The following is a 21,968-nucleotide window of genomic DNA, read 5'->3' on the forward strand; positions in this document are numbered from 1 at the left end:
AACCCGCTTGCCCGACCATGGACCACGCCCTCCCCTTCATCGTTGTGGAAGACCGCCAGAACACGGCTCTGCGCCTGTGCTGCGAATCCGCGGCCATGGCGCAGGAGCAGTTGGTCGTCCTGTCGGACACCGACGCCGGACCGGCATACGAACGCTTCTGCCAGGCCTACGTGCACCTGTCGAGCAACACGCCGGCGTTCGAGAAGATCTGCTTCCGGCGCTACTTCCTCCTGGCGAACCATCTCGCAGCGCACCCCGATTGCCGCGCCTTCGTGCTGATCGACAGCGACGTGCTGCTGTTTCAAGGCGTCGGCGCGCACATCGCGCGCCTGGTGGGCCACGCCGACTTCTCCGGCTCCAGCATCCTGCCCACGGACGGCTGGAACCCCTGCCAGATCTCGCCGCACGTGAGCTACTGGACGGCGGCCGGCCTGCAGGACTTCGTCGCCTGCCTCCTGCGCATGTACAGCACGCCCGCGGGCCTGCACCAGCTGCGCGACATTGCCGAGCGCTTCGCGACCCGCAGCGTGCGCGGCGGGGTGTCCGACATGACGCTGCTGTACCTGTGGGCGCAGGCCAGCGGCAACACCGTGCCGATCAACCGGGTGTTCGACGGCCAGGTGATCGACCACAACGTCAACGGCGGCACCAACCACTTCGTGCGCGAGTTCCGCGTGCGCGGCGGCGCCAAGCGGCTGGCCTTCGTCGACGGCCAGCCCTGCCTGCAGACGCCAGTGGGCGACACGGTGCGCGTGCTCGCGCTGCACTTCCAGGGCGCCGCCAAGCTGGCGATGCAGCCCGCGCTGCATCGCCGCGTGTACACGGTCGCGGCGCTGACCTGGGCACTGCAGATGGCGCGCCGGGCCAAGAACAACGCGCACCGGATCGCCTCGCGCGCGCGCCGCATGGCCGACAGCCTGGGCTTCGCGGACGCGCCGGCGGCCAAGCACCCCGCGGATGGGAGCACGCCATGAAGCCCGCCGCCGGCACCTCGTTCGCCCTGCCAGGCATCCGCCTGGCACAGCGCCTGGGGCTGGGGGCGCTCGCGTCGCGGCTGTATGTGTACCTGTCGGGCTTCCTGGCGATCTTCCTGATCGCGGCGCAGGTGGCGCCCGCGCGCTTCGGCGAGTACTCCGTCTACCAGTCGGTGCTCGAAGTGGCGCTGGTCGTGGGCACGCTGGGCAGTTCGCTGCTGTTCTCGCGCAATGCCGCGAGCGTGCCGCCCCGGGTGACGCGCGGCGACCTGCTGCGCACGCTGGCGATCGGGCTGCCGCTGGCCGCGCTGCTCGCGGCCGGCGTCGTGGGCGCGCAGCGCCTGCCGGTGGCCGGCGCGCCCTTCGTGCTGATCGTGCTGTCGCTCGCGGTCTTCGCCTTCAACAGCCTGCGCCTGTCGTACAGCCGGGGCCTGGGCCATGCGGGCCTGCTCAACCTGGAGTCGGGCGTGCGCGCGACCGTGCTGGTGCTGGGCGTGGCGACGCTCGCTGCGCTCGGCCTGGAGATCGGTGTGGCGCACCTGCTCGCCATCAATCTGCTGGCCTTGGTGCTCGTGGGCGCGGCCATCTTCCTGCCGGCGAACGGCGCGGCGCCGCCGGCCGGGCCGCCCGTGCTGGCGCTCGCGTCGCAGGCCAGCGCCACGGTGTATGCGCTGCTGACCTTCCTGCTGCGCAAGTCGGACCTGCTGCTGGTGGCGCTCTTCATGCCGCTGGGCTACGTGGGCGCGTTCAAGCTGGCCTTCCTTCTCGCGGAGGCGCCCTCGCAGTTCGTGCAGGCCTTTCTCGTCACGAAGACGCCGGCGATGCTGGACGCCAATGCAGCCAACCTGACGATCGAGAAGCTGCGGCTGGCGCGGCATTCGTTCCTGCTCGGCTGCGTGCTCTTCGTGGGGCTGGCGGGGCTGATGGCGGTGGCCGCGCCGCTGCTGAAGCTCGGCCCCGAGGCGCGCGACATCTTCGTGTGCATCGCGCCGTACTTCCTGCTGAGGACCTACACGGTCCATCACGAAACGATGCTCGCGCTGAACGCCACGATGGGCTCGCTCGGGTGGTGGACGCTGCTGGAGTTCGCGCTGCGGCTGGCCTCGTACGGCGTCGTGATCGCGCTCTTTCCCGACAAGCCGCACTACGTCTTCTTCATTGCCTTCGTCACCGACTTCGTGCTGTACGAGCTGCGCATGCGCGCGCTGTTCGGCTTCTTTCCGATCGTGCGCCTGCTGCGCCCGGCCCTGGGGAGGTCGCCGTGAAGATCCTGCTGTACTCGATGAACTTCGCGCCCGAGCTGGCCGGCATCGGCAAATACTCGGGCGAGATGGCCGACTGGCTCCAGGCCCGGGGCCACGACGTGCGCGTGATCGCGGCGCCGCCCTTCTTCCCGCACTGGGCGGTGTTCGAGGGCCATTCGGCCTGGGCCTATCGCAAGACCACCGGGCGCAACGGCCTCACGGTCTGGCGCGCGCCCACCTGGGTGCCTTCGCAGCCGCGTGCGCTGGCGCGCGTGGCGCACCTGTGCTCGTTCATGCTGTCGAGCATGCCGCTGCTGCTGGCGCAGGCGCGCTGGAAGCCCGACCTGGTGCTCGTCGTGGAGCCGCCGCTTTTCTGCGCGCCCGCGGTGCTGTGCTTCGCGAAGCTGCTCGGCATCAGGTCGTGGCTGCACATCCAGGACTTCGAAGTCGATGCGGCGTTCGGCCTGGGCCTCGTGCGCGGCGCGGGCGTGCGGCGCGTCGCGCTGTCGCTCGAGCGATGGCTGCTGGCAAGGTTCGACCGCGTGTCGACCATTTCGGCGGCCATGGTCGACAAGGCCAGGAGCAAGGGCATCAGCGAAGGCCGGCTGGTTCTCTTTCCGAACTGGGTGGACGTGTCGGCGATCCGCCCCGCTCCCCGCGCGGCCGATGGCTACCGGGCCGAGCTGGGCATTGCGCCCGATGCCGTGGTTGTGCTCTATGCGGGCAGCCTGGGCGCCAAGCAGGGCATCGAACTGCTGGCCGAGGCCGCGGGCCTGCTGGCCGACCGGCGGAACATTCACTTCGTCATCTGCGGCAACGGCCCGAGCCGCGGCCCGCTGATGTCGGCCTGCGCCGGCCTGGACCGCGTGCACTTTCTCGACCTGCAGCCCGCCGAACGGCTCAACGAATTGCTGGGCACGGCCGACATCCACGTGCTGCCGCAGCGCGCCGATGCAGCCGACCTCGTGATGCCCTCGAAGCTGGCCGGCATGTTCGCGAGCGGCAAGGCCGTGATCGCCACGGCGCACCCCGGCACCGAACTCGCACGCGTGGTCGCAGACCGTGGCTTCGTGGTGCCCCCGGGCGATGCGGCCGTGCTGGCCGACGCGATCGCGCAGCTCGCGTGCTCGCCGGGCCTGCGCCAGGCGCTCGGTGCGGCGGGCCGCGCGTTCGCGCAGACGGAGCTCGACCAGGACGCCATCCTGTCGCGCTTCGAGCAGGCGCTGCTTCGCTGCGTGGCAGACCGAGGCACGGCCACGCCAACCCCACTGCGCGAGTCCCAACCATGACCCACTCAAAGATTCTCGTGACGGGTGGCGCCGGCTTCGTCGGAAGCCACGCCTGCGTGGCGTTGATCGCGGCCGGCTACCTGCCGGTGGTGCTGGACACGCTGGTCAACAGCGACCCGCGCTCGCTGGAGCGCGTGGCACGCATCTGCGGCGTGCAGCCGCAGCTCGTGCGCGGCGACGTGCGCGACGCAGCGGTGCTCGACCGCGTGTTCGCCGAGCACGGGGTCGACGCGGTGCTGCACTTGGCGGGGCTGAAGGCGGTCAGCCGCTCGGTGAGCGACCCGCTCGGCTACTACGACGTCAACGTGGCTGGCAGCCTCGCGTTGGCGCGGGCCATGGAGCGCGCCGGCGTGCGCACGCTGATCTTCTCGTCCTCGGCCACGGTCTACGGCGACATCCCGCGCTCGCCGATACGGGAAAGCGCGTCGTACGCGGCCGTCAACCCCTACGGGCGCTCCAAGGTGATGGTGGAGCGCATGCTCGCGGACCTCGCCCGCTCCGATCCGCGCTGGGGCATCGCATGCCTGCGTTTCTTCAACCCGATCGGCGCGCACGAGAGCGGCCTGCTGGGCGAACACCCGCAGGGGCCGCCCGACAACCTGGTGCCGTATGTCTCGCAGGTCGCGGTGGGCGAGCGCGGGCACGTCGTCGTGCACGGCAACGACTACGAGACGCACGACGGCACCGGTGTGCGCGACTACGTGCACGTGATGGACGTGGCCGAAGGCCATGTGGCGGCCCTGCGGTACGCGACGCTGCATCGGGGCCTGCTCACGGTGAACCTGGGCACGGGGCACGGCGCGTCGGTGCTCGACGTGATCGCGGCCTTCGAACGCGCATGCGGGCACCGCATCGCGGTGCACATCGGTCCGCGCCGTCCCGGCGACGCCCCGGCCTACTGGGCGGACGTGCAGCACGCCCAGGACCGGCTCGGCTGGCGCGCACAGCGCAGCCTGGACCAGATGTGCGCCGACAGCTGGCGCTGGCAGCTGGCGAACCCGCGCGGCTTCGACGAACCGGTGCCGGGCTTCCCGGTCCGCGCCGCCGACGGCGCCGCACCGACCGCCGTTCCTCACTCACTTCAACCGGGGCAAGAACATGGCTGAAAACACGCTCACACCCTCTGGCGACCCCACCCCCGCCGTGATGGCGCCGCGCCGCCCGGGCCCGTCCGCCCCCGTGTGCGCGCCCGCCGCGAGGCTGTGGCCGGACTTCATGACGGGCCAGGAAAAATCGCCGGTGCGCGTGCTGCTCATCGACGACGACGAGTACATGCGCCGGGTGATCGCCCAGGAGTTGCTGTCGGACCTGCGCATCCAGCTCGAAGGCCAGGCCGACAGCATCCGCGAGGGGCGCAAGCTCTTGGCCACGCATGCGTTCGACGTGCTGATGGTCGACCTGCGCCTCAGCGACGGCATGGGCTTCGAGCTGATCGCCGAGGCGCGCCGTCACCATGGCAACGGCGAGATCATCGTGATCTCCGCGCTCGAGGACGATGCCCACGTGCTGCGCGCCTTCGAGCTGGGCGCCACGGGCTACCTGCTGAAGAACGCCTGGCTGCAGAGCTTTGCCGATGCGGTGCTGCACGTGGTGAACGGCGGCGCCGTCATCACGCCGCGGCTCGCGCGGCGCCTGCTGCACCGCCTGAACCACCAGCCCCGCGAGCCGCAGCCCGCCGACGACGCGTCGCCGCCGCGCGACACGACGCTGACACCGCGCGAGAGCCAGGTCCTTCGCCACGTGGCGTCGGGCTACGTCTCGGCGGAGATCGGCGCCAAGCTTGGCATCACGGGCCAGACGGTCAACGTGCACATCAAGAGCATCTACAAGAAGCTGCATGTGCATTCGCGCGCCCAGGCGGTGAACCTCGCCGTTCACACGGGCCTGATCTGAGCGGCACGCCCTCGAAGCGATCCGGTTCATCACCCACTGCACACACAAAGGCTGGTCACCATGAACACCCCCACCATCCATCCCGTGGTCCTGTGCGGCGGCAGCGGCACGCGGTTGTGGCCGCTGTCGCGCAAGGCCTTTCCCAAGCAGTTCGCACCGATCGTGGGCAACAAGAGCCTGCTGCACCTCACGCTCGAACGGCTCGCGACCCTGAACCGGACCATCACCTGCGTCGCGTCGGAAGAGCACCGCTTCCTGGTGCGCGAGGCGATCGAGAACGCGCACGCGCAGGGCCGCCAGATCCTCGAGCCCGTGCCCCGCAACACGGCCGCAGCGATGGCTGCGGCGGCCCTGCTGGCCGAGCCCGACGACCTGCTGCTCTTTGCGCCCGCGGACCACCACATTCCCGACGTGGCGCTGTTCGAAGCCACGATGCGCAGCGGCGTCGAAGCAGCCCTGGCAGGCAAGATCGTCACCTTCGGCATCGCGCCCAGCTTTCCGAGCACGGCCTACGGGTACATCGAGGCGGCCGGGGCCACGGGCCATGGTCCCAGCCACGCGGTGGCGCGCTTCGTCGAGAAGCCGACGGCGGCGGTGGCGCAAACGCTGATCCTGCAGGGCAACTACTGCTGGAACGCGGGCATCTTCCTGGTCCAGGCGCGCACGCTGGTCGCGGCCCTGCGCACGCATGCGCCCGACATCCTCTCCACCTGTGAGCGCGCGACCGCCGCGGTGTCGGTCGACGGCAGCTTCGTGCGGCTGGACCGCGAGGCCTTCGAAGGCTGCCGCAGCGACAGCATCGATTACGCGGTGCTCGAAAAGCACGCCGACGTCGCGGTGGTGCGCTTCGAGGGCGCCTGGAGCGACGTGGGCAGCTGGAACGCGGTGGCCCAGCTGCACCCGGCCGACGAGGCGGGCAACCGCGTGAGCGGCGCGGGCAGCGTGCTGAACTCGCGCAACACCTTCGTCCATGCGCCGCACCGGCCGGTGGTGGCGCTGGGCACCGAGGACCTGATCATCGTGGACACGCCGGACGCGGTGCTGGTCGCGGGCGCGGACTGCGCCGAACAGGTGGCCGAGGTGGTGCGCATGCTGGCGCGCGAGGGCACGGTCGAGGCCACCGAGCATCGCCGCGTGGTGCGGCCCTGGGGCGCCTACGACAGCATCGACACCGGCGAGCGCTTCCAGGTGAAGCACCTGACCGTCAAGCCCGGCGGCAAGCTGTCGCTGCAGATGCACCACCACCGCGCCGAGCACTGGATCGTCGTCAAGGGCACGGCCAAGGCCACGCGTGGCGGTGAGGTGCTGCTGGTGCGGGAGAACGAGTCGATCTACCTGCCCTCGGGCACCATCCACCGGCTGGAGAACCCCGGCAAGACGATGCTGGAAGTGATCGAGGTGCAGACCGGCAGCTACCTCGGCGAAGACGACATCGTGCGCTTCGATGACACCTACGGCCGCTGCCCTGCGGCCGAGAAGCGCGAGGCGCTCGCGTTGCAAGCGGCCCTGCAGCCCGCGGCTGAACGTGGCGTCGATGCGCCGGCCTGACCCGTCCCTTCCCTTCCTCTCACCTCATTGAAGCCATGAAAAAACGTGCTGTCGTCACTGGCATTACCGGACAGGACGGGGCGTACCTGGCCGAGTTGCTGCTGGGCAAGGGCTACACCGTCTACGGAACCTTCCGCCGAACCAGTTCGGTGAACTTCTGGCGCATCGAGTCGCTCGGCATCCAGGACCATCCGGAGCTTCATCTCGTGGAGTACGACCTGACGGACCTGGGCAGTTCGATCACGCTCATTCGCGATGCGCAGCCCGACGAGGTCTACAACCTGGCGGCGCAGAGCTACGTGGGCGCGAGCTTCAACCAGCCCGAAGCCACCACGAACATCAACGGACTGGGCACCCTCCACCTGCTCGACGCGATCCGCCTGACGGACCGCGGCATCAGGTACTACCAGGCCTCGACGTCGGAGATGTTCGGCAATGTGCAGGCCATTCCGCAGAAGGAAGACACGCCCTTCTATCCCCGCAGCCCGTACGGCGTCTCCAAGCTCTTCGCCCACTGGATGACGATGAACTACCGCGAGAGCTACGGGCTCTTCGCTTGCTGCGGCATCCTCTTCAACCACGAGAGCCCGTTGCGCGGCCGCGAATTCGTGACGCGCAAGGTCACCGACGCGGCCGCCAAGATCAGGCTCGGCAAGCTCGATGTGCTCACGCTGGGCAACATGGACGCCAAGCGCGACTGGGGCTATGCGAAGGAATACGTCGATGGCATGTGGCGCATGCTGCAGGCCGACAAGCCGGACAACTATGTGCTCGCCACCAACCGCACGGAAACCGTGCGGGATTTCGTCGACATGGCGTTCAGGGCCGCGGGCTACGAACTCCGCTTCGAAGGGACGGCGCAGGAAGAGGTCGCCATCGACCGCGAGACCGGCAAGGTCCTCGTGAGGATCGATCCGAAGTTCTATCGGCCCGCCGAAGTGGAACTGCTCATCGGCGATGCGTCGCATGCCAGGAAGACGCTGGGCTGGGAGCCCCGGACGACGCTGGAGGAGCTGTGCGCGATGATGGTGGAGGCCGATCTGCGGCGCAACCGCGAAGGCCGGTCGTTCTGAGTGCAGAAGACCCATCCTGAATCGCACCAGGATTTGCGCGGGACCAACAAAAACGGCACCCGAAGGTGCCGCCTGAAACGAAAACGGCACCTGATGGTGCCGTCTGTCGTAGGTCTAAATGGTGGGCGGTGGAGGCTTCGAACCTCCGACCCCAGCAGTGTGAATGCTGTGCTCTACCCCTGAGCTAACCGCCCTGAGACACTGCTTTTGAGTTCAGCGTCTTGAACACGTATCGCGTTGTGCGAAGCCTCAGATTATGCCATAGCTTTTCAGCCGTTTTGGCGAAATAAAGTTTTTCCGCCGCTGGATTTGTCGAGTTGCGACAACACGGCCTCGTGCGCGCTGAGTTCGTGCTCGGCCGCCACGATCACCGGCAGCTCGAACTGGCTCAGGTCGATGGCCACGACGGTGGTGCCCTGCGCGGGCTCGTTCGAGGCCACGTCGATCAGCAGTGCGTCCTGCCCGCGCGTGAGGTTGATGTAGACGTCGGCCAGCAGCTGCGCGTCAAGCTTGGCGCCGTGGAAGGTGCGGTTCGAGCGGTCGACACCGAAGCGGTCGCACAGCGCGTCGAGCGAATTGCGCTTGCCGGGATAGACCAGCTTGGCCATGGCCAGCGTGTCGGTCACTTCGCTCACAAAGGTCTTGAGCGGCGGCAGGCCGGCGCGCTCGAATTCCTTGTTGAGAAAGCCGACGTCGAAGGCCGCGTTGTGGATGATGAGTTCGGCGTCGCGCAGGTACTCGATGATGTCCTTGCCCAGCGTGGCGAACTTCGGCTTGTCGCGCAGGAAGTCGGTGGTCAGGCCGTGGACCTTGAGCGCGTCCTCGTGGCTCTCGCGCTCCGGGTTGAAGTAGATGTGCAGGTCGTTGCCGGTGAGCTTGCGCGCGAACAACTCCACGCAGCCCAGCTCGATGATGCGGTCGCCGTTCTCCGCAGACAGCCCGGTGGTTTCGGTATCGAGAACGATCTGGCGCGACATCAGTGGTTTTCCTTGGCGTGGTTGATCGAGTACTTCGGAATCTCGATCGTCACATTTTCCTGCGCCAGGATCGACTGGCAACTCAGGCGCGACTGCGGCTCCAGGCCCCAGGCGCGGTCGAGCAAATCTTCTTCGCCCTCTTCCGCCTCGTTCAGCGAGTCGAAGCCCGCGCGCACGATCACGTGGCAGGTGGTGCAGGCGCAGCTCATCTCGCAGGCGTGCTCGATGTTGATGTCGTGGTCGAGCAGGGCCTCGCAGATCGAGGTGCCGGCGGGCGCGGTGATCTCGGCGCCTTGCGGGCAGTACTCGGGATGCGGGTAGATCTTGATCGTGGGCATGAAATGGTTCTGTCTACAGGGATTCGACCTTGCGGCCCGCGAGCGCGCGTGCAATGCCCGCGTTCATGCGCTGGGCGGCGAAGGCTTCGGTGTCGTTGGCCAGCGCCTTCGTGGCGGCTTCGATGACGGCGGCCTCGTTGCTGCTCTTGGCAACATCGCGCAGCCGCGCCATCGAGGCGTCGATGGCGGCGCGCTCTTCGGCGCTCAGCAGGTCGCCGTCGGCATCGAGCGCGCTCTGCGTGGCCAGCAGCATGCGGTCGGCATCGACGCGCGACTCCACCAGCGCACGGGCCTGCATGTCCTGCTGCGCGGTGGAGAAGCTCTCCTGCAGCATGGTCGCGATCTGGTCGTCCGACAGGCCGTACGACGGCTTGACCGCCACGCTGGCCTCGACGCCGCTGCCCTGCTCCTTGGCGCTCACACTCAGCAGGCCGTCGGCGTCGACGGTGAAGGTCACGCGGATGCGCGCCGCGCCGGCCGCCATCGGCGGGATGCCGCGCAGCGTGAAGCGCGCGAGGCTGCGGCAGTCGGACACGAGGTCGCGCTCGCCCTGCACCACATGCAGCGCCAACGCGGTCTGGCCGTCCTGGTAGGTCGTGAAGTCCTGCGCCATCGCGGTCGGGATGGTCTGGTTGCGCGGCACGATGCGCTCGACCAGGCCGCCCATGGTCTCGATGCCGAGCGACAGCGGGATCACGTCGAGCAGCAGCAGCTCGCCCGCGCCGTTGTTGCCGGCCAGCTGGTTGGCCTGGATCGCGGCGCCGAGCGCCACGACCTCGTCGGGGTTCAGGTTGATCAGCGGTTCGCGGCCGAAATAGGCGGCCACCGCGCTGCGGATCTGCGGCATGCGCGTGGAGCCGCCGACGAGCACGATGCCCTGCAACGCTTCGGGCTTGAGCTTCGCGTCGCGCAGCGCCTTGCGCACGGCCGCGAGGGTGCGGTCGGTGAGCGCCTGCGTGGCGGCAAAGAACTGCGCGCGGGTCAGCGTGAACTCGGCCTTGCCGCCCGCCAGCGCGGCGCTGAAGAGGGTCGACTCGGCATCGGTCAGTGCTTCTTTCGCGGCGCGCGCGGCCACGAGCAGTGCCGCGCGGTCGTTGTCGCTGCCGGCCTGGCGGCCGGTCTGCGCGAGCACGAAGTCGGCGATGGCATGGTCGTAGTCGTCGCCGCCCAGGGCCGAATCGCCCCCCGTGGCGATCACTTCGAACACGCCCTGCGTGAGCCGCAGGATCGAGATGTCGAAGGTGCCGCCGCCCAGGTCGTAGACCGCGTAGACGCCTTCGCTCGCGTTGTCCAGGCCGTAGGCAATGGCGGCCGCCGTCGGCTCGCTGATGAGGCGCAGCACGTTCAGGCCCGCGAGCTGCGCGGCGTCCTTGGTCGCCTGGCGCTGGCCTTCGTCGAAGTACGCGGGCACGGTGATGACGGCGCCGTAGAGCTCGTCGTCGAAGGTGTCTTCGGCGCGGTAGCGCAGCGTGGCCAGGATCTCGGCGCTGATCTCGACGGGCGACTTCTCGCCTGCCGAGGTCTGCACCTTGACCATGCCGCCGTCGTCACCGCCGATGCGGTACGACATGGCATCGCGGTTCGCGATGTCGGCCAGGCCGCGGCCCATGAGCCGCTTGACCGAGGTGATGGTGTTGGCGGGGTCCTGTGCGCGCGCGGCCACGGCGTCGAAGCCGATCTGGCGGCGGTCGCCGTCGAGGTAGCGCACGGCCGAGGGCAGCAGCACGCGGCCCTGGTCGTCGGGCAGGCATTCGGCCACGCCGTTGCGCACCGAGGCCACCAGCGAATGCGTGGTGCCAAGGTCGATGCCCACGGCTATGCGGCGCTGGTGCGGATCGGGCGCCTGGCCGGGTTCGGAAATCTGAAGAAGAGCCATAAGGGCTTATTGTCCCAACTGATCGAGTTTTGTTTCGACGTCCTGGCTGAAGCGCTCAATGAACATGAGGGCTCTCACCTGCTGCACGGCGCCGGGGTAGTCGCCCTTTTCGTCGATCAGCCAGTCGAGCGACGAGAGTGCACGGGCGCGCGTGGTTTCGACGTCCTCCTGCAGCACCTCGACGGCGGCGATGTCGCGGGCGTCATCGAGCGCTTCGCGCCACTCCATCTGCTGCATCAGAAAGGCGCCGGGCATCGCCGTGTTGTTCTCCGCATTCAGCGGCGCGCCGTTGAGTTCACAGATATAGCTCGCGCGACGGATCGGGTCCTTGAGCCGCTGATAGGCCTCGTTGATGCGCACCGACCACTGCATGGCCACGCGCTGCGCGGCGGCGCCCTGCGCGGCGAAGCGGTCCGGGTGCGCCTCGCGCTGCAGCTCCTTCCAGCGCGCGTCGAGCACGGCGCGGTCCTGCGCGAAGGTCGCCGGGACGGCGAACAGTTGGAAGTCGGTGTCGTTCAGGTTCATGGCAAGAAAAAACCGCCAGCACATGACATGGTGGCGGCTGTGGTCGCGGTCAGCGACGACGCATCAGATGCGAAAACTTTCGCCGCAGCCGCAGCGGTCGCGTTCGTTCGGGTTGATGAACTTGAAGCCCTCGTTCAGGCCTTCGCGCACGAAGTCGAGCTGCGTGCCGTCGATGTAGGCCAGGCTCTTCGGGTCGACCAGCACCTTCACGCCGTGGTCTTCGAACACCACGTCTTCAGGCGTGAACTCGTCGACGTACTCGAGCTTGTAGGCCAGGCCTGAGCAGCCGGTGGTCTTCACGCCCAGCCGCACGCCCACGCCCTTGCCCCGTTTGCCGAGGTAGCGGGTAACGTGGCGCGCAGCGGCTTCGGTCAGCGTGACGGCCATCTCAGTGAACAGCAGCTTCGGCGGTCGACTCGGGGGTCTTGGCGCCGTGCTTGGCCTTGTAGTCGCTCACGGCCGCCTTGATGGCGTCTTCCGCGAGGATCGAGCAGTGGATCTTGACCGGCGGCAGCGCCAGTTCTTCGGCAATCTGGGCGTTCTTGAGGGCTGCCGCTTCGTCGAGCGTCTTGCCCTTGACCCATTCGGTCACGAGCGACGACGAGGCGATGGCCGAGCCGCAGCCGTAGGTCTTGAAGCGCGCGTCTTCGATCACGCCGGTTTCGGGGTTGACCTTGATCTGCAGCTTCATCACGTCGCCGCAAGCCGGTGCGCCGACCATGCCGGTGCCTACCGAGTCGTCGCCCTTTTCGAAGGAGCCGACGTTGCGGGGATTTTCGTAGTGGTCGATGACCTTGGAAGAATATGCCATGGTGTACCTCTCAAACTTTGTTCAATCGTGGAGCCTTGGGCTGGCCTGGGTCAGTGGGCCGACCACTGGATCGTGCTGATGTCGACGCCGTCCTGGAACATCTCCCACAGGGGGCTCAGCTCGCGCAGCTTGGCGACGTTGTGCTTGATGGTCGAGATGGCGTAGTCGATTTCTTCTTCGGTCGTGAAGCGGCCGATGGTCATGCGCAGGCTGCTGTGGGCCAACTCGTCGCTGCGGCCCAGGGCGCGCAGCACATAGCTGGGCTCCAGGCTGGCCGAGGTGCAGGCCGAACCCGACGACACCGCCAGGCCCTTGATGCCCATGATCAGCGACTCGCCTTCGACGTAGTTGAAGCTCATGTTCAGGTTGTGCGGCACGCGGCGCTCGAGGTCGCCGTTGATGAAGACCTGTTCGACATCCTTCAGGCCGTCGAGCAGGCGCTTCTGCAGGCGGGCCGCATGGGCGATGTCGTCCTTCATCTCGAGCTTGGCGATGCGGTAGGCCTCGCCCATGCCGACGATCTGATGCGTGGGCAGCGTGCCCGAACGCATGCCGCGCTCATGGCCACCGCCGTGCATCTGCGCTTCGAGGCGGATGCGCGGCTTGCGGCGCACGTACAGCGCGCCGATGCCCTTGGGGCCGTAGGTCTTGTGCGAAGCCAGGCTCATCAGGTCGATGGGCAGCTTCGTGATGTCGATGTCGATCTTGCCGGTGGCCTGGGCCGAGTCGACGTGGAAGATCACGCCCTTTTCGCGGCAGGCGTTGCCCAGCGCGACCACGTCCTGGATCACGCCGATTTCGTTGTTCACGAAGAGCACGCTGGCCAGGATGGTGTCGGGACGGATGGCCGCCTTGAACTTCTCGAGATCGACAAGGCCGTTTTCCTCGACGTCGAGGTAGGTCACTTCGAAGCCCTGACGCTCGAGTTCGCGCATGGTATCGAGCACGGCCTTGTGCTCGGTCTTCAGGGTGATCAGGTGCTTGCCCTTGCCCTTGTAGAAGTGGGCCGCGCCCTTGAGCGCCAAGTTGATCGACTCGGTGGCGCCCGACGACCAGACGATCTCACGCGGGTCGGCGTTGATCAGTTCGGCCACTTGGCCGCGCGCTTTCTCGACCGCTTCTTCGGCTTCCCAGCCCCAGGCGTGGCTGCGCGATGCCGGGTTGCCGAAATGTTCGCGCAACCAGGGAATCATGGCGTCGACCACACGCGGGTCGACCGGCGTGGTGGCGCCGTAATCGAGATAGATCGGGAAATGAGGAGTGACGTCCATGGCTGGCTCGGGCTGGCGTGGGGGGTTGTGTTCTGGGATCAGGGCAAACTCAGGGCGATGCCCGCAGGCATCGCCGGACTCATCGGGGGTCAGGACTTCGCGAAGACGTTGCCGAGGGCGAAGACCGAATTCGGTGCATTCACGCGGATGGGCTTGACCACCGGCTGGGCCGAGATGGCGCGCTTGACGACCGGCTTGTTCTCGATCTGCACGCCCTTGGCGATCTGGTCGTCGACCAGCTTCTGCAGCGTGACGGAGTCGAGGAACTCGACCATGCGCTGGTTCAGCGAGGCCCAGAGTTCGTGGGTCATGCAGCGACCCTGCTCACCGAGGCAGTTTTCCTTGCCGCCGCACTGGGTGGCATCGATCGGCTCGTCGACGGACACGATGATGTCGGCGACCGTGATGTCCGCCGCCTTGCGTCCGAGGCTGTAGCCGCCGCCGGGGCCGCGGGTCGACTCGACCAGCTCGTGGCGGCGCAGTTTGCCAAACAGCTGTTCGAGATACGACAACGAAATCTGCTGCCGCTGGCTGATCGCAGCCAGCGTGACCGGACCGGTGTTCTGACGCAACGCCAGATCGATCATTGCTGTGACCGCAAAACGGCCTTTGGTAGTGAGACGCATCGCAAGCTCCTTCAAGTGCTTACCGTTGAAATGACACCACAGCCTTGGGCCGCGGTGACTTCGTCTCCGCCCTGCCCGACCCCGACGCTGGTGAACCAGCCGGTAGGAGTCGGTCCTTCATCGCGAAGTTCTTTGTTGTTGAGTATTTCGGTCAAGTATAGCAGAAGCCCCTGAGATCTGCTCGGGTAAACCCCAGCGCGGTTCGCTTGAAGAAAGCGAACTTATGGCCTAGCCGAAATCAGGACGCCAAACCGGCGATGTTGTCGCCGCCCGACGCCCCGAAAGCCTGCTCGCGCAGCAGCGCCAGCTGGTCGCGCACCCGGGCCGCCTTTTCGAACTCGAGGTTGCGGGCGTGTTCCAGCATCTGCTTCTCGAGCCGCTTGATTTCCCGGGCAATGTCCTTCTCGCTCATGTCCTCGACCTTGGCGCGTTCCAGGTCGAGCTTGGCCATTTCCTTGCCGGTCTTCTCGCTGTAGACGCCGTCGATCAGGTCGCGCACCTGCTTCACGATGCTGCGCGGCGTGATGCCGTTCGCCTCGTTGTGGGCGATCTGCCGGCTGCGGCGGCGCTCGGTCTCGCCCATGGCCTTCTTCATCGACTCGGTCATCCGGTCGGCATAAAGAATGGCCTTGCCGTTCAGGTTGCGCGCCGCGCGGCCGATGGTCTGGATCAGCGAGCGCTCCGCGCGCAGGAAGCCTTCCTTGTCGGCATCGAGGATCGCCACCAGCGACACCTCGGGAATGTCCAGCCCCTCGCGCAGCAGGTTGATGCCCACCAGCACGTCGAAGGTGCCCAGGCGCAGGTCGCGCAGGATCTCGACCCGCTCGACCGTGTCGACGTCGCTGTGCAGGTAGCGCACCTTCACGCCGTTGTCGCCCAGGTAGTCGGTGAGCTGCTCGGCCATGCGCTTGGTCAGCGTGGTGATCAGCACGCGCTCGTTCTTGTCGACGCGAATGCGGATCTCGCCCAGCACGTCGTCCACCTGGTGCGTGGCGGGGCGCACCTCGACCTCGGGGTCAATCAGCCCGGTGGGCCGCACCAGCTGCTCGACGACGTTGCCGGCGTGGTCCTTCTCGTACTGCGCGGGCGTGGCCGACACGAAGATGCACTGGCGCACCCGCTGCTCGAACTCCTCGAGCTTGAGCGGCCGGTTGTCCAGCGCACTCGGCAAGCGAAAGCCGTATTCGACCAGCGTGACCTTGCGCGCCCGGTCGCCGTTGTACATGGCGCTGAGCTGGCCCATCATCTGGTGGCTCTCGTCGAGGAACATCAACGAGTCCTTCGGCATGTAATCGGTGAGCGTCGCCGGCGGGTCGCCAGGCTCCGCGCCCGAAAGGTGCCGCGTGTAGTTCTCGATGCCCTTGCAGTGGCCGATCTCGGCCAGCATCTCGAGGTCGAAGCGCGTGCGCTGCTCCAGCCGCTGCGCCTCGACCAGCTTGCCCGCGCCGGTCAGCTCCTTGAGCCGGCCGGCCAGCTCGATCTTGATGGTTTCGACCGCCGCCAGCACCTTGTCGCGCGGCGTCACGTAGTGGCTCGACGGGTACACCGTGAAGCGCGGCACCTTCTGGCGGATGCGCCCGGTGAGCGGGTCGAACAGCTGCAGCGACTCGATCTCGTCGTCGAACAGCTCGAAGCGGATCGCCAGCTCGCTGTGCTCGGCCGGAAACACGTCGATGGTGTCGCCGCGCACCCGGAACGTGCCCCGCGCAAAGTCCTGCTCGTTGCGCGTGTACTGCATGCGGATGAGCCGCGAGATCAGGTCACGCTGGCCGACCTTGTCGCCCACGCGGGCGATCAGCCGCATCTCCATGTAGTCCTCGGGCGTGCCGATGCCGTAGATGGCGCTCACCGTAGCCACGATCACCGTGTCGCGCCGCTCCAGCACGCTCTTGGTGGCCGACAGGCGCATCTGCTCGATGTGCTCGTTGATCGAGGAGTCCTTCTCGATGAACAGGTCGCGCTGCGGCACGTAGGCCTCGGGCTGGTAGTAGTCGTAGTAGCTCACGAAGTACTCGACGGCGTTCTTCGGGAAGAACTCGCGGAATTCGCTGTACAGCTGCGCCGCCAGTGTCTTGTTGGGCGCGAACACGATGGCCGGGCGCCCCAGGCGGGCGATCACGTTGGCCATGGTGAAGGTCTTGCCCGAGCCGGTCACGCCCAGCAGGGTCTGGAACACCTCGCCGTCGAGCACCCCGGCCACCAGGCCGTCGATGGCCGCGGGCTGGTCGCCTGCCGGCGGATAAGGCTGGAACAGCTCGAACGGCGAGTCGGGGTAGCGGATGAACTCGCCCTGCTTCGCCGGCCCGATGGGGTCGAGTTTCTTCAGGTCTGCTATGGCTTCGGTGTTCTCTGGCATGGCTGTTCCCGACAGGTGGCGTGGCGCCGGTAAAATTCAAGGCAACCGGAAAGGATAAAGCCTCCTCCGGTTGCCAGCGAAGCTTTCATCCCAAAGGACCTTTCCATGTCTATGTTCACCGCGGTCGAAATGGCGCCGCGCGACCCGATCCTCGGCCTCAACGAGCAATTTGCAGCCGACACCAACCCCAACAAGGTCAATCTCGGCGTCGGCGTGTATTACGACGACAACGGCAAGCTGCCCCTGCTCCAGTGCGTGCAGGCCGCAGAGCAGAACATGATGAAGGCCCCCTCGGCCCGCGGCTACCTGCCGATCGACGGCATCGTGGCCTACGACAACGCCGTCAAGGGCCTGGTCTTCGGCCCCGAGAGCGAGCCCGTCACCTCGGGCCGAGTGGCCACCATCCAGGCCATCGGCGGCACCGGCGGCCTGAAGGTCGGCGCCGACTTCCTCAAGAAGCTCAACCCCAACGCCACCGTGCTGATCAGCGACCCGAGCTGGGAAAACCACCGCGCGCTGTTCACCAACGCCGGCTTCACGGTCGAAAGCTACCCCTACTACGACGCCGCCCAGCGCGGCATCAACTTCGACGGCATGCTGGCCGCCCTGAACGCGGCACCGGCCGGCACCATCGTCGTGCTGCACGCCTGCTGCCACAACCCGACCGGCTACGACATCACGCCCGAGCAATGGGACCAGGTCGTTGCGGCCGTCAAGGCCAAGGGCCTCGTGCCCTTCCTCGACATGGCCTACCAGGGCTTCGGCTACGGCCTGAAGGAAGACGGCGCGGCGGTTGCCAAGTTCGTCGACGCCGGCCTGACCTTCTTCGTGTCGACCTCGTTCTCCAAGAGCTTCAGCCTGTACGGCGAACGCGTCGGCGCCCTGTCGGTGCTGTGCGAGAACAAGGAAGAAGCCAGCCGCGTGCTGTCGCAACTCAAGATCGCCATCCGCACCAACTACAGCAACCCGCCGATCCACGGCGGCGCCGTGGTGGCCGCGGTGCTGGGCACCCCCGAGCTGCGCGCCCTGTGGGAAAAGGAACTGGGCGAGATGCGCGTGCGCATCAAGGCCATGCGCCAGAAGCTGGTCGACGGCCTGAAGGCCGCCGGCGTGAAGGAAGACATGAGCTTCATCACCACCCAGATCGGCATGTTCAGCTACTCGGGCCTGACCAAGGACCAGATGGTGCGCCTGCGCAACGAGTTCGGCGTGTACGGCACCGACACCGGCCGCATGTGCGTCGCCGCGCTCAACAGCAAGAACATCGACTACGTCTGCGCGTCGATTGCGAAGGTCATCTAGGTGACAACCGGGTGTGACTGAATCGACTTTTTGACGATTCGTTCACATTCGGCCACAGAAGCCGAATCCAGCCCGCTGCGGGCTAGGGTTCGGCCCCCTGCGCCGCGGCAAATGCACTGATATATTGCACTGCAACATCCACTCAAAGACCCGCGATGCTCTATCAACTCTACGAAGCCCAGCGTTCCCTGATGGAGCCCTTCTCGGACTTCGCCCAGGCCGCCTCCAAGCTCTACGGTCCCGGCGCCGTCTGGAGCCAACTGCCGATGGCACAGCGCATGGCCGCCGGCTATGACCTGCTGTACCGGCTGGGCAAGGACTACGAGAAGCCCGAGTTCAACATCAAGTCCGTCAAGGTCGACGGCGAAGAGGTCGTGATCCAGGAGGCCGTCGAGCTCGACAAGCCCTTCTGCGAACTGCGCCGCTTCAAGCGCTTCACCGACGAACCGCACATCCTCAAGACGCTCAAGAGCCAGCCCGTGGTGCTGATCGTGGCGCCGCTGTCGGGCCACTACGCCACGCTGCTGCGCGACACCGTGCGCACCATGCTGCAGGACCACAAGGTCTACATCACCGACTGGAAGAACGCGCGCCTGGTGCCGCTGTCCGACGGCGAGTTCCACCTGGACGACTACATCAACTACGTGCAGGAGTTCATCCGCCGCTTGCAGGCCGAGTACGGCAACTGCCACGTCGTGAGCGTGTGCCAGCCCACCGTGCCGGTGCTGGCTGCCGTGTCGCTCATGGCCAGCCGCGGCGAGCCGCTGCCCCTCACGATGACCATGATGGGCGGCCCGATCGACGCGCGCAAATCGCCCACGGCCGTGAACAACCTCGCGACCAACAAGAGCTTCGAGTGGTTCGAGAACAACGTGATCTACCGCGTGCCGCAAGGCTTCCCGGGCGCAGGCCGCAAGGTCTACCCGGGCTTCCTGCAGCACACGGGCTTCGTGGCCATGAACCCCGACCGCCACGCCAGCAGCCACTACGACTACTTCAAGGACCTGATCAAGGGTGACGACGCCAGCGCCGAAGCCCACCGCAAGTTCTACGACGAGTACAACGCCGTGCTCGACATGGACGCGGACTACTACCTCGAGACCATCCGCACCGTGTTCCAGGACTTCGACCTGGTCAACGGCACCTGGGACGTGAAGAGCCCCGCCGGCCAGGTGGAGCGCGTGCGTCCGCAGGACATCCACGCCACCGCCCTGCTCACCGTCGAAGGCGAGCTCGACGACATCTCTGGCTCGGGCCAGACCCAGGCCGCGCACAGCCTGTGCACCGGCATCGCCGATGCCAAGCGCGAGCACTACGAGGTCAAGGGCGCGGGCCATTACGGCATCTTCAGCGGCCGCCGCTGGCGCGACCTGGTCTACCCGAAGGTGCGCAACTTCATCGCCGCCAGCGACGAGCCCCAGCGCCGCGCCGGTGCGCGCGAAGAGCTGCCGGCCGAAGACCGCATCAAGCCGGGCCAGAAGCTCAAGGCCGTGGCAACCGCCGCGGCCCGCACGACGCCGGTCGCCGCCAAGAAGGCCGTCGCCGTGAAGGTTGCGCCGGCCGTCAAGAAGCCGGTCGCTGCGGCAAAGAAGCCCCGCGCCAGCGCCGCGCGCTGAGCCGCGCGCATCACCCACCGTGAACGGGCTGGCCGCACGCATCAACGACGCACTGCCTCAGACGCAGTGCACACGGTGCGGCTACCCGGATTGCGCAGGCTACGCGCAGGCCATCGCCGACGGCGAGGCGGGCATCAACCAGTGCCCGCCGGGCGGTGCCGAAGGCATCGAACGCCTCGCGCTGCTCACGGGCCACCCCGCGCTACCGCTCGATCCGCAGTTCGGCACCGAAGGCCCGCGCGCCATGGCCATCATCGACGAGGCCTGGTGCATCGGCTGCACGCTCTGCCTCGACGCCTGCCCGACCGACGCGATCATCGGCATCCACAAGCGCATGCACACGGTGATCGAGGCGCACTGCACGGGCTGCGAGCTGTGCATCCCGGTCTGCCCGGTCGATTGCATCTCGCTCGAAGTCGAAACGCCCGGCCGCAGCGGCTGGCAGGCGTGGTCGCAGGCACAGGCGCAGGCCGCCCTGCAGCGCTACAAGCTGCACGCCCAACATCGCGACACGGCAAAACGCGAAGCCGAACTGGCGCCCGCTGCCACCGAACCGCAGGCCGCCGACACGCGCAAGCGCTCCATCGTCGAAGCCGCCCTGGCGCGTGCCCGCGCCGCCGCCGAACAGCGCCAAGGAGCAACGAAACCATGACCCTCGACACCCTGCTGATCTATGCCGTCGCCTCGCTCGCCCTGGCGGTGATCCCCGGCCCGACCATGCTGCTGGCGCTGTCCAACGGCATCGACGGCGGCATGCGCCGCGCCAGTTGGGGCATCGCGGGCGCCTCGCTGGGCAGCGTCTCGCTGATCGCGGTCGTGGCGCTCGGGCTGGGCTCGCTGCTCGCGGCCTCGGAATGGCTCTTCAACGCGATCCGTGTCGCGGGCGTGGCCTACCTGGTCTGGCTCGGCATCAAGCTGTGGCGCAGCGAAGCGACCGACCTGGGCACCGCGCTGGCCAAGTCGGCTATCGAGGTCCGTCCGCACGGTCGCATCGCGCTCGTGCGCAGCCTGATGGTGGCGCTGTCGAACCCGAAGACGGTGCTGTTCTTCGCCGCCTTCCTGCCCCAGTTCATCGACACCGCCAAGCCCCAGGGCATGCAGTACCTGGTGCTGGGCGCGATCTTCGTGGCGCTCGACACCTGCGTGATGCTGGCCTATGCCGGCGCCGGCACGCAGGCCGTGCGCTGGCTCTCGCGCCGTGGCCTCAAGGTGCTCAACCGCAGTTGCGCGGTAGGCATGTGGCTGCTGGCCGCCACCCTCGCCTTCTGGCGCCGCCCCGCCTGAGTTCGGTCAGCCCTTCTGCGGGCGCTTGAAGAGCAACAGCAGCACGCCCGCCAGCACGACGCCCACGGCGTACCACTCGAAGCGCGTGACCGTCTCATGGGCGATCCACACGCCCAGCAGCATCGCGATCACCGGGTTGACGAAGGTGTAGCTCGCCGCCAGCCCGGCCGGCGCCTGCGCGAGCAGCACCATGTAGGCGTTGAACGCAATCAGCGAGCCGAACACCACGAGGTAGACCCACGCCCCCAGCGCCACCGGCTGCGGCGGCCAGCTCATCGTTTCGCCCGACGCCGCGGCCAGCACCATCAGCACCACGCCGCCGCACAGCATCTCGCTCGCAAAGCCCATCGCGCCGGGCGCCAGCGGCAGCTTGCGCTGGCTCAGCACGCTGCCGAGCGACCAACAGATGCAGGCCACGCAGATCGCCACCAGCCCCTCGGGCGAGGCCTTGAAGCCGCTGCCCTGCGTGAGCATCAGCACGCCGACGAGCCCCAGCGCGATGCCCGCCGCTTCGAGCCGCGCCGGCTTCACGCCCCAGATCAGGTTCAAGAGCGCAATCAGCAACGGAATGACGGCAATGAACGCCACCACCAGCCCTGAGCCGATCGACACCTCGGCCAGCGCCGTGCCACCCATGCCGCCGCCGAGCATCAGCGCGCCGACGACCAGCGCATTGCGCCACTGCAGGCGCGTCGGCCAGGGCGTGCCGCGCCAGCGCATCCACGCCGCCAGCAGCACGCCCGCGACCAGGAAGCGCGAGCCCATCTGCAGGAACGGCGGAAAACTGATCAGCGCGTACTTGATGGCCAGGTAGGTCGAGCCCCAGACCACCCAGGTGGCGGCCAGGCACAGCCACAGCAGCGGCGTCAGCCGGGGGCGCGAGGAGGAAGCGGCAGGCGCGGCCTGCGCGGGCGTGGCGAGTGTCGACATATCGAGGGTGTCTCTTCTTGGTATGGAATGCCCGT

General features: G+C 67.5%; 21 protein-coding genes and 1 tRNA gene. 11 read left to right on the forward strand and 11 right to left on the reverse strand.

The features are described 5' to 3' along the window. The first annotated feature begins 17 nt into the window (after positions 1-17). The 7 genes from ACAM42_RS20285 to gmd are packed head-to-tail and all read left to right on the forward strand — an operon-like array spanning position 18 to position 8,021. On the forward strand, positions 18-974 hold the full coding sequence (locus tag ACAM42_RS20285) for a hypothetical protein (RefSeq protein ID WP_369629156.1): 957 nt from the start codon (positions 18-20) through the stop codon (positions 972-974). Further along, positions 971-2,239, forward strand: coding sequence for a polysaccharide biosynthesis protein (locus tag ACAM42_RS20290; protein ID WP_369629157.1), 1,269 nt, complete (start codon positions 971-973; stop codon positions 2,237-2,239). The genes ACAM42_RS20285 and ACAM42_RS20290 overlap by 4 nt, the downstream gene beginning before the upstream one ends. Beyond that, positions 2,236-3,507 carry a glycosyltransferase WbuB gene (locus ACAM42_RS20295; protein WP_369629158.1) on the forward strand — a complete coding sequence of 424 codons (1,272 nt, stop codon included), beginning with the start codon at positions 2,236-2,238 and terminating at the stop codon, positions 3,505-3,507. The genes ACAM42_RS20290 and ACAM42_RS20295 overlap by 4 nt, the downstream gene beginning before the upstream one ends. Beyond that, a complete protein-coding gene (galE, locus tag ACAM42_RS20300; protein ID WP_139704945.1) occupies positions 3,504-4,613 on the forward strand; it encodes a UDP-glucose 4-epimerase GalE in 1,110 nt (369 codons plus the stop codon). The genes ACAM42_RS20295 and galE overlap by 4 nt, the downstream gene beginning before the upstream one ends. A gap of 40 nt (positions 4,614-4,653) precedes the next feature. Next, positions 4,654-5,400, forward strand: coding sequence for a response regulator transcription factor (locus ACAM42_RS20305; protein WP_070061303.1), 747 nt, complete (start codon positions 4,654-4,656; stop codon positions 5,398-5,400). 60 nt (positions 5,401-5,460) lie between these two features. Next, complete coding sequence (locus ACAM42_RS20310; protein ID WP_369629159.1) at positions 5,461-6,948, forward strand: mannose-1-phosphate guanylyltransferase/mannose-6-phosphate isomerase; 1,488 nt, start codon at positions 5,461-5,463, stop codon at positions 6,946-6,948. Positions 6,949-6,983: 35 nt separating this feature from the next. Next, on the forward strand, positions 6,984-8,021 hold the full coding sequence (gene gmd, locus ACAM42_RS20315; protein ID WP_369629160.1) for a GDP-mannose 4,6-dehydratase: 1,038 nt from the start codon (positions 6,984-6,986) through the stop codon (positions 8,019-8,021). A 119-nt stretch (positions 8,022-8,140) separates the two neighbouring features. Here the strand turns inward: gmd and ACAM42_RS20320 are convergent. The 10 genes from ACAM42_RS20320 to uvrB form a co-directional block, all read right to left on the reverse strand. Next, a tRNA-Val gene (locus ACAM42_RS20320) sits at positions 8,141-8,215 on the reverse strand. A 75-nt stretch (positions 8,216-8,290) separates the two neighbouring features. Beyond that, positions 8,291-8,998 carry a DNA polymerase III subunit epsilon gene (dnaQ, locus tag ACAM42_RS20325; RefSeq protein ID WP_369629161.1) on the reverse strand — a complete coding sequence of 236 codons (708 nt, stop codon included), beginning with the start codon at positions 8,996-8,998 and terminating at the stop codon, positions 8,291-8,293. Then, positions 8,998-9,336: an ISC system 2Fe-2S type ferredoxin gene (gene fdx / locus ACAM42_RS20330; protein WP_070061051.1), complete on the reverse strand. Its 339-nt coding sequence runs from the start codon at positions 9,334-9,336 to the stop codon at positions 8,998-9,000. Before fdx ends, dnaQ begins: the two co-directional genes overlap by 1 nt. 13 nt (positions 9,337-9,349) lie before the next feature. Then, a complete protein-coding gene (gene hscA, locus ACAM42_RS20335; RefSeq protein WP_369629162.1) occupies positions 9,350-11,212 on the reverse strand; it encodes a Fe-S protein assembly chaperone HscA in 1,863 nt (620 codons plus the stop codon). A 6-nt stretch (positions 11,213-11,218) separates the two neighbouring features. Next, the gene (hscB, locus tag ACAM42_RS20340; RefSeq protein ID WP_095947180.1) at positions 11,219-11,737 is read right to left on the reverse strand and encodes a Fe-S protein assembly co-chaperone HscB; all 519 of its coding nucleotides are present in this window, start codon (positions 11,735-11,737) and stop codon (positions 11,219-11,221) included. Between the two features lie 63 nt (positions 11,738-11,800). Then, positions 11,801-12,124, reverse strand: a complete 324-nt coding sequence (iscA, locus tag ACAM42_RS20345; RefSeq protein WP_007828190.1) for an iron-sulfur cluster assembly protein IscA — start codon at positions 12,122-12,124, stop codon at positions 11,801-11,803. Position 12,125: 1 nt separating this feature from the next. Further along, positions 12,126-12,548: a Fe-S cluster assembly scaffold IscU gene (iscU, locus tag ACAM42_RS20350; protein WP_062473231.1), complete on the reverse strand. Its 423-nt coding sequence runs from the start codon at positions 12,546-12,548 to the stop codon at positions 12,126-12,128. Positions 12,549-12,598: 50 nt separating this feature from the next. Further along, entirely contained in the window at positions 12,599-13,819 is a 1,221-nt protein-coding gene (locus ACAM42_RS20355; RefSeq protein WP_369629163.1) for an IscS subfamily cysteine desulfurase, read from the reverse strand. A gap of 89 nt (positions 13,820-13,908) precedes the next feature. Then, positions 13,909-14,445 (reverse strand): Fe-S cluster assembly transcriptional regulator IscR, encoded by a 537-nt coding sequence (iscR, locus tag ACAM42_RS20360; RefSeq protein ID WP_056580055.1) that lies wholly within the window; start codon positions 14,443-14,445, stop codon positions 13,909-13,911. 238 nt (positions 14,446-14,683) lie between these two features. Then, entirely contained in the window at positions 14,684-16,801 is a 2,118-nt protein-coding gene (gene uvrB, locus ACAM42_RS20365) for an excinuclease ABC subunit UvrB (RefSeq protein ID WP_369629164.1), read from the reverse strand. 105 nt (positions 16,802-16,906) lie between these two features. Here uvrB and ACAM42_RS20370 point away from each other — a divergent pair, with 105 nt between their 5' ends. The 4 genes from ACAM42_RS20370 to ACAM42_RS20385 all read left to right on the forward strand — a co-directional run bounded on the left by ACAM42_RS20370 (position 16,907) and on the right by ACAM42_RS20385 (position 21,003). Then, positions 16,907-18,103, forward strand: a complete 1,197-nt coding sequence (locus ACAM42_RS20370; protein ID WP_369629165.1) for an amino acid aminotransferase — start codon at positions 16,907-16,909, stop codon at positions 18,101-18,103. A gap of 155 nt (positions 18,104-18,258) precedes the next feature. Continuing rightward, complete coding sequence (locus ACAM42_RS20375; RefSeq protein WP_369629166.1) at positions 18,259-19,719, forward strand: polyhydroxyalkanoate depolymerase; 1,461 nt, start codon at positions 18,259-18,261, stop codon at positions 19,717-19,719. A gap of 19 nt (positions 19,720-19,738) precedes the next feature. Further along, on the forward strand, positions 19,739-20,371 hold the full coding sequence (locus tag ACAM42_RS20380; protein WP_369629167.1) for an RnfABCDGE type electron transport complex subunit B: 633 nt from the start codon (positions 19,739-19,741) through the stop codon (positions 20,369-20,371). Next, positions 20,368-21,003, forward strand: a complete 636-nt coding sequence (locus ACAM42_RS20385) for a LysE family translocator (RefSeq protein ID WP_369629168.1) — start codon at positions 20,368-20,370, stop codon at positions 21,001-21,003. Before ACAM42_RS20380 ends, ACAM42_RS20385 begins: the two co-directional genes overlap by 4 nt. Positions 21,004-21,009: 6 nt before the next feature. On the opposite strand, the gene yedA is transcribed toward ACAM42_RS20385, so the two are convergent. Then, positions 21,010-21,933 carry a drug/metabolite exporter YedA gene (yedA, locus tag ACAM42_RS20390; protein WP_369629169.1) on the reverse strand — a complete coding sequence of 308 codons (924 nt, stop codon included), beginning with the start codon at positions 21,931-21,933 and terminating at the stop codon, positions 21,010-21,012. Positions 21,934-21,968: the final 35 nt, after the last annotated feature.

The sequence above is a fragment of the Variovorax sp. V35 genome (assembly GCF_041154465.1).
Taxonomy (GTDB): Bacteria; Pseudomonadota; Gammaproteobacteria; order Burkholderiales; family Burkholderiaceae_C; genus Variovorax; species Variovorax boronicumulans.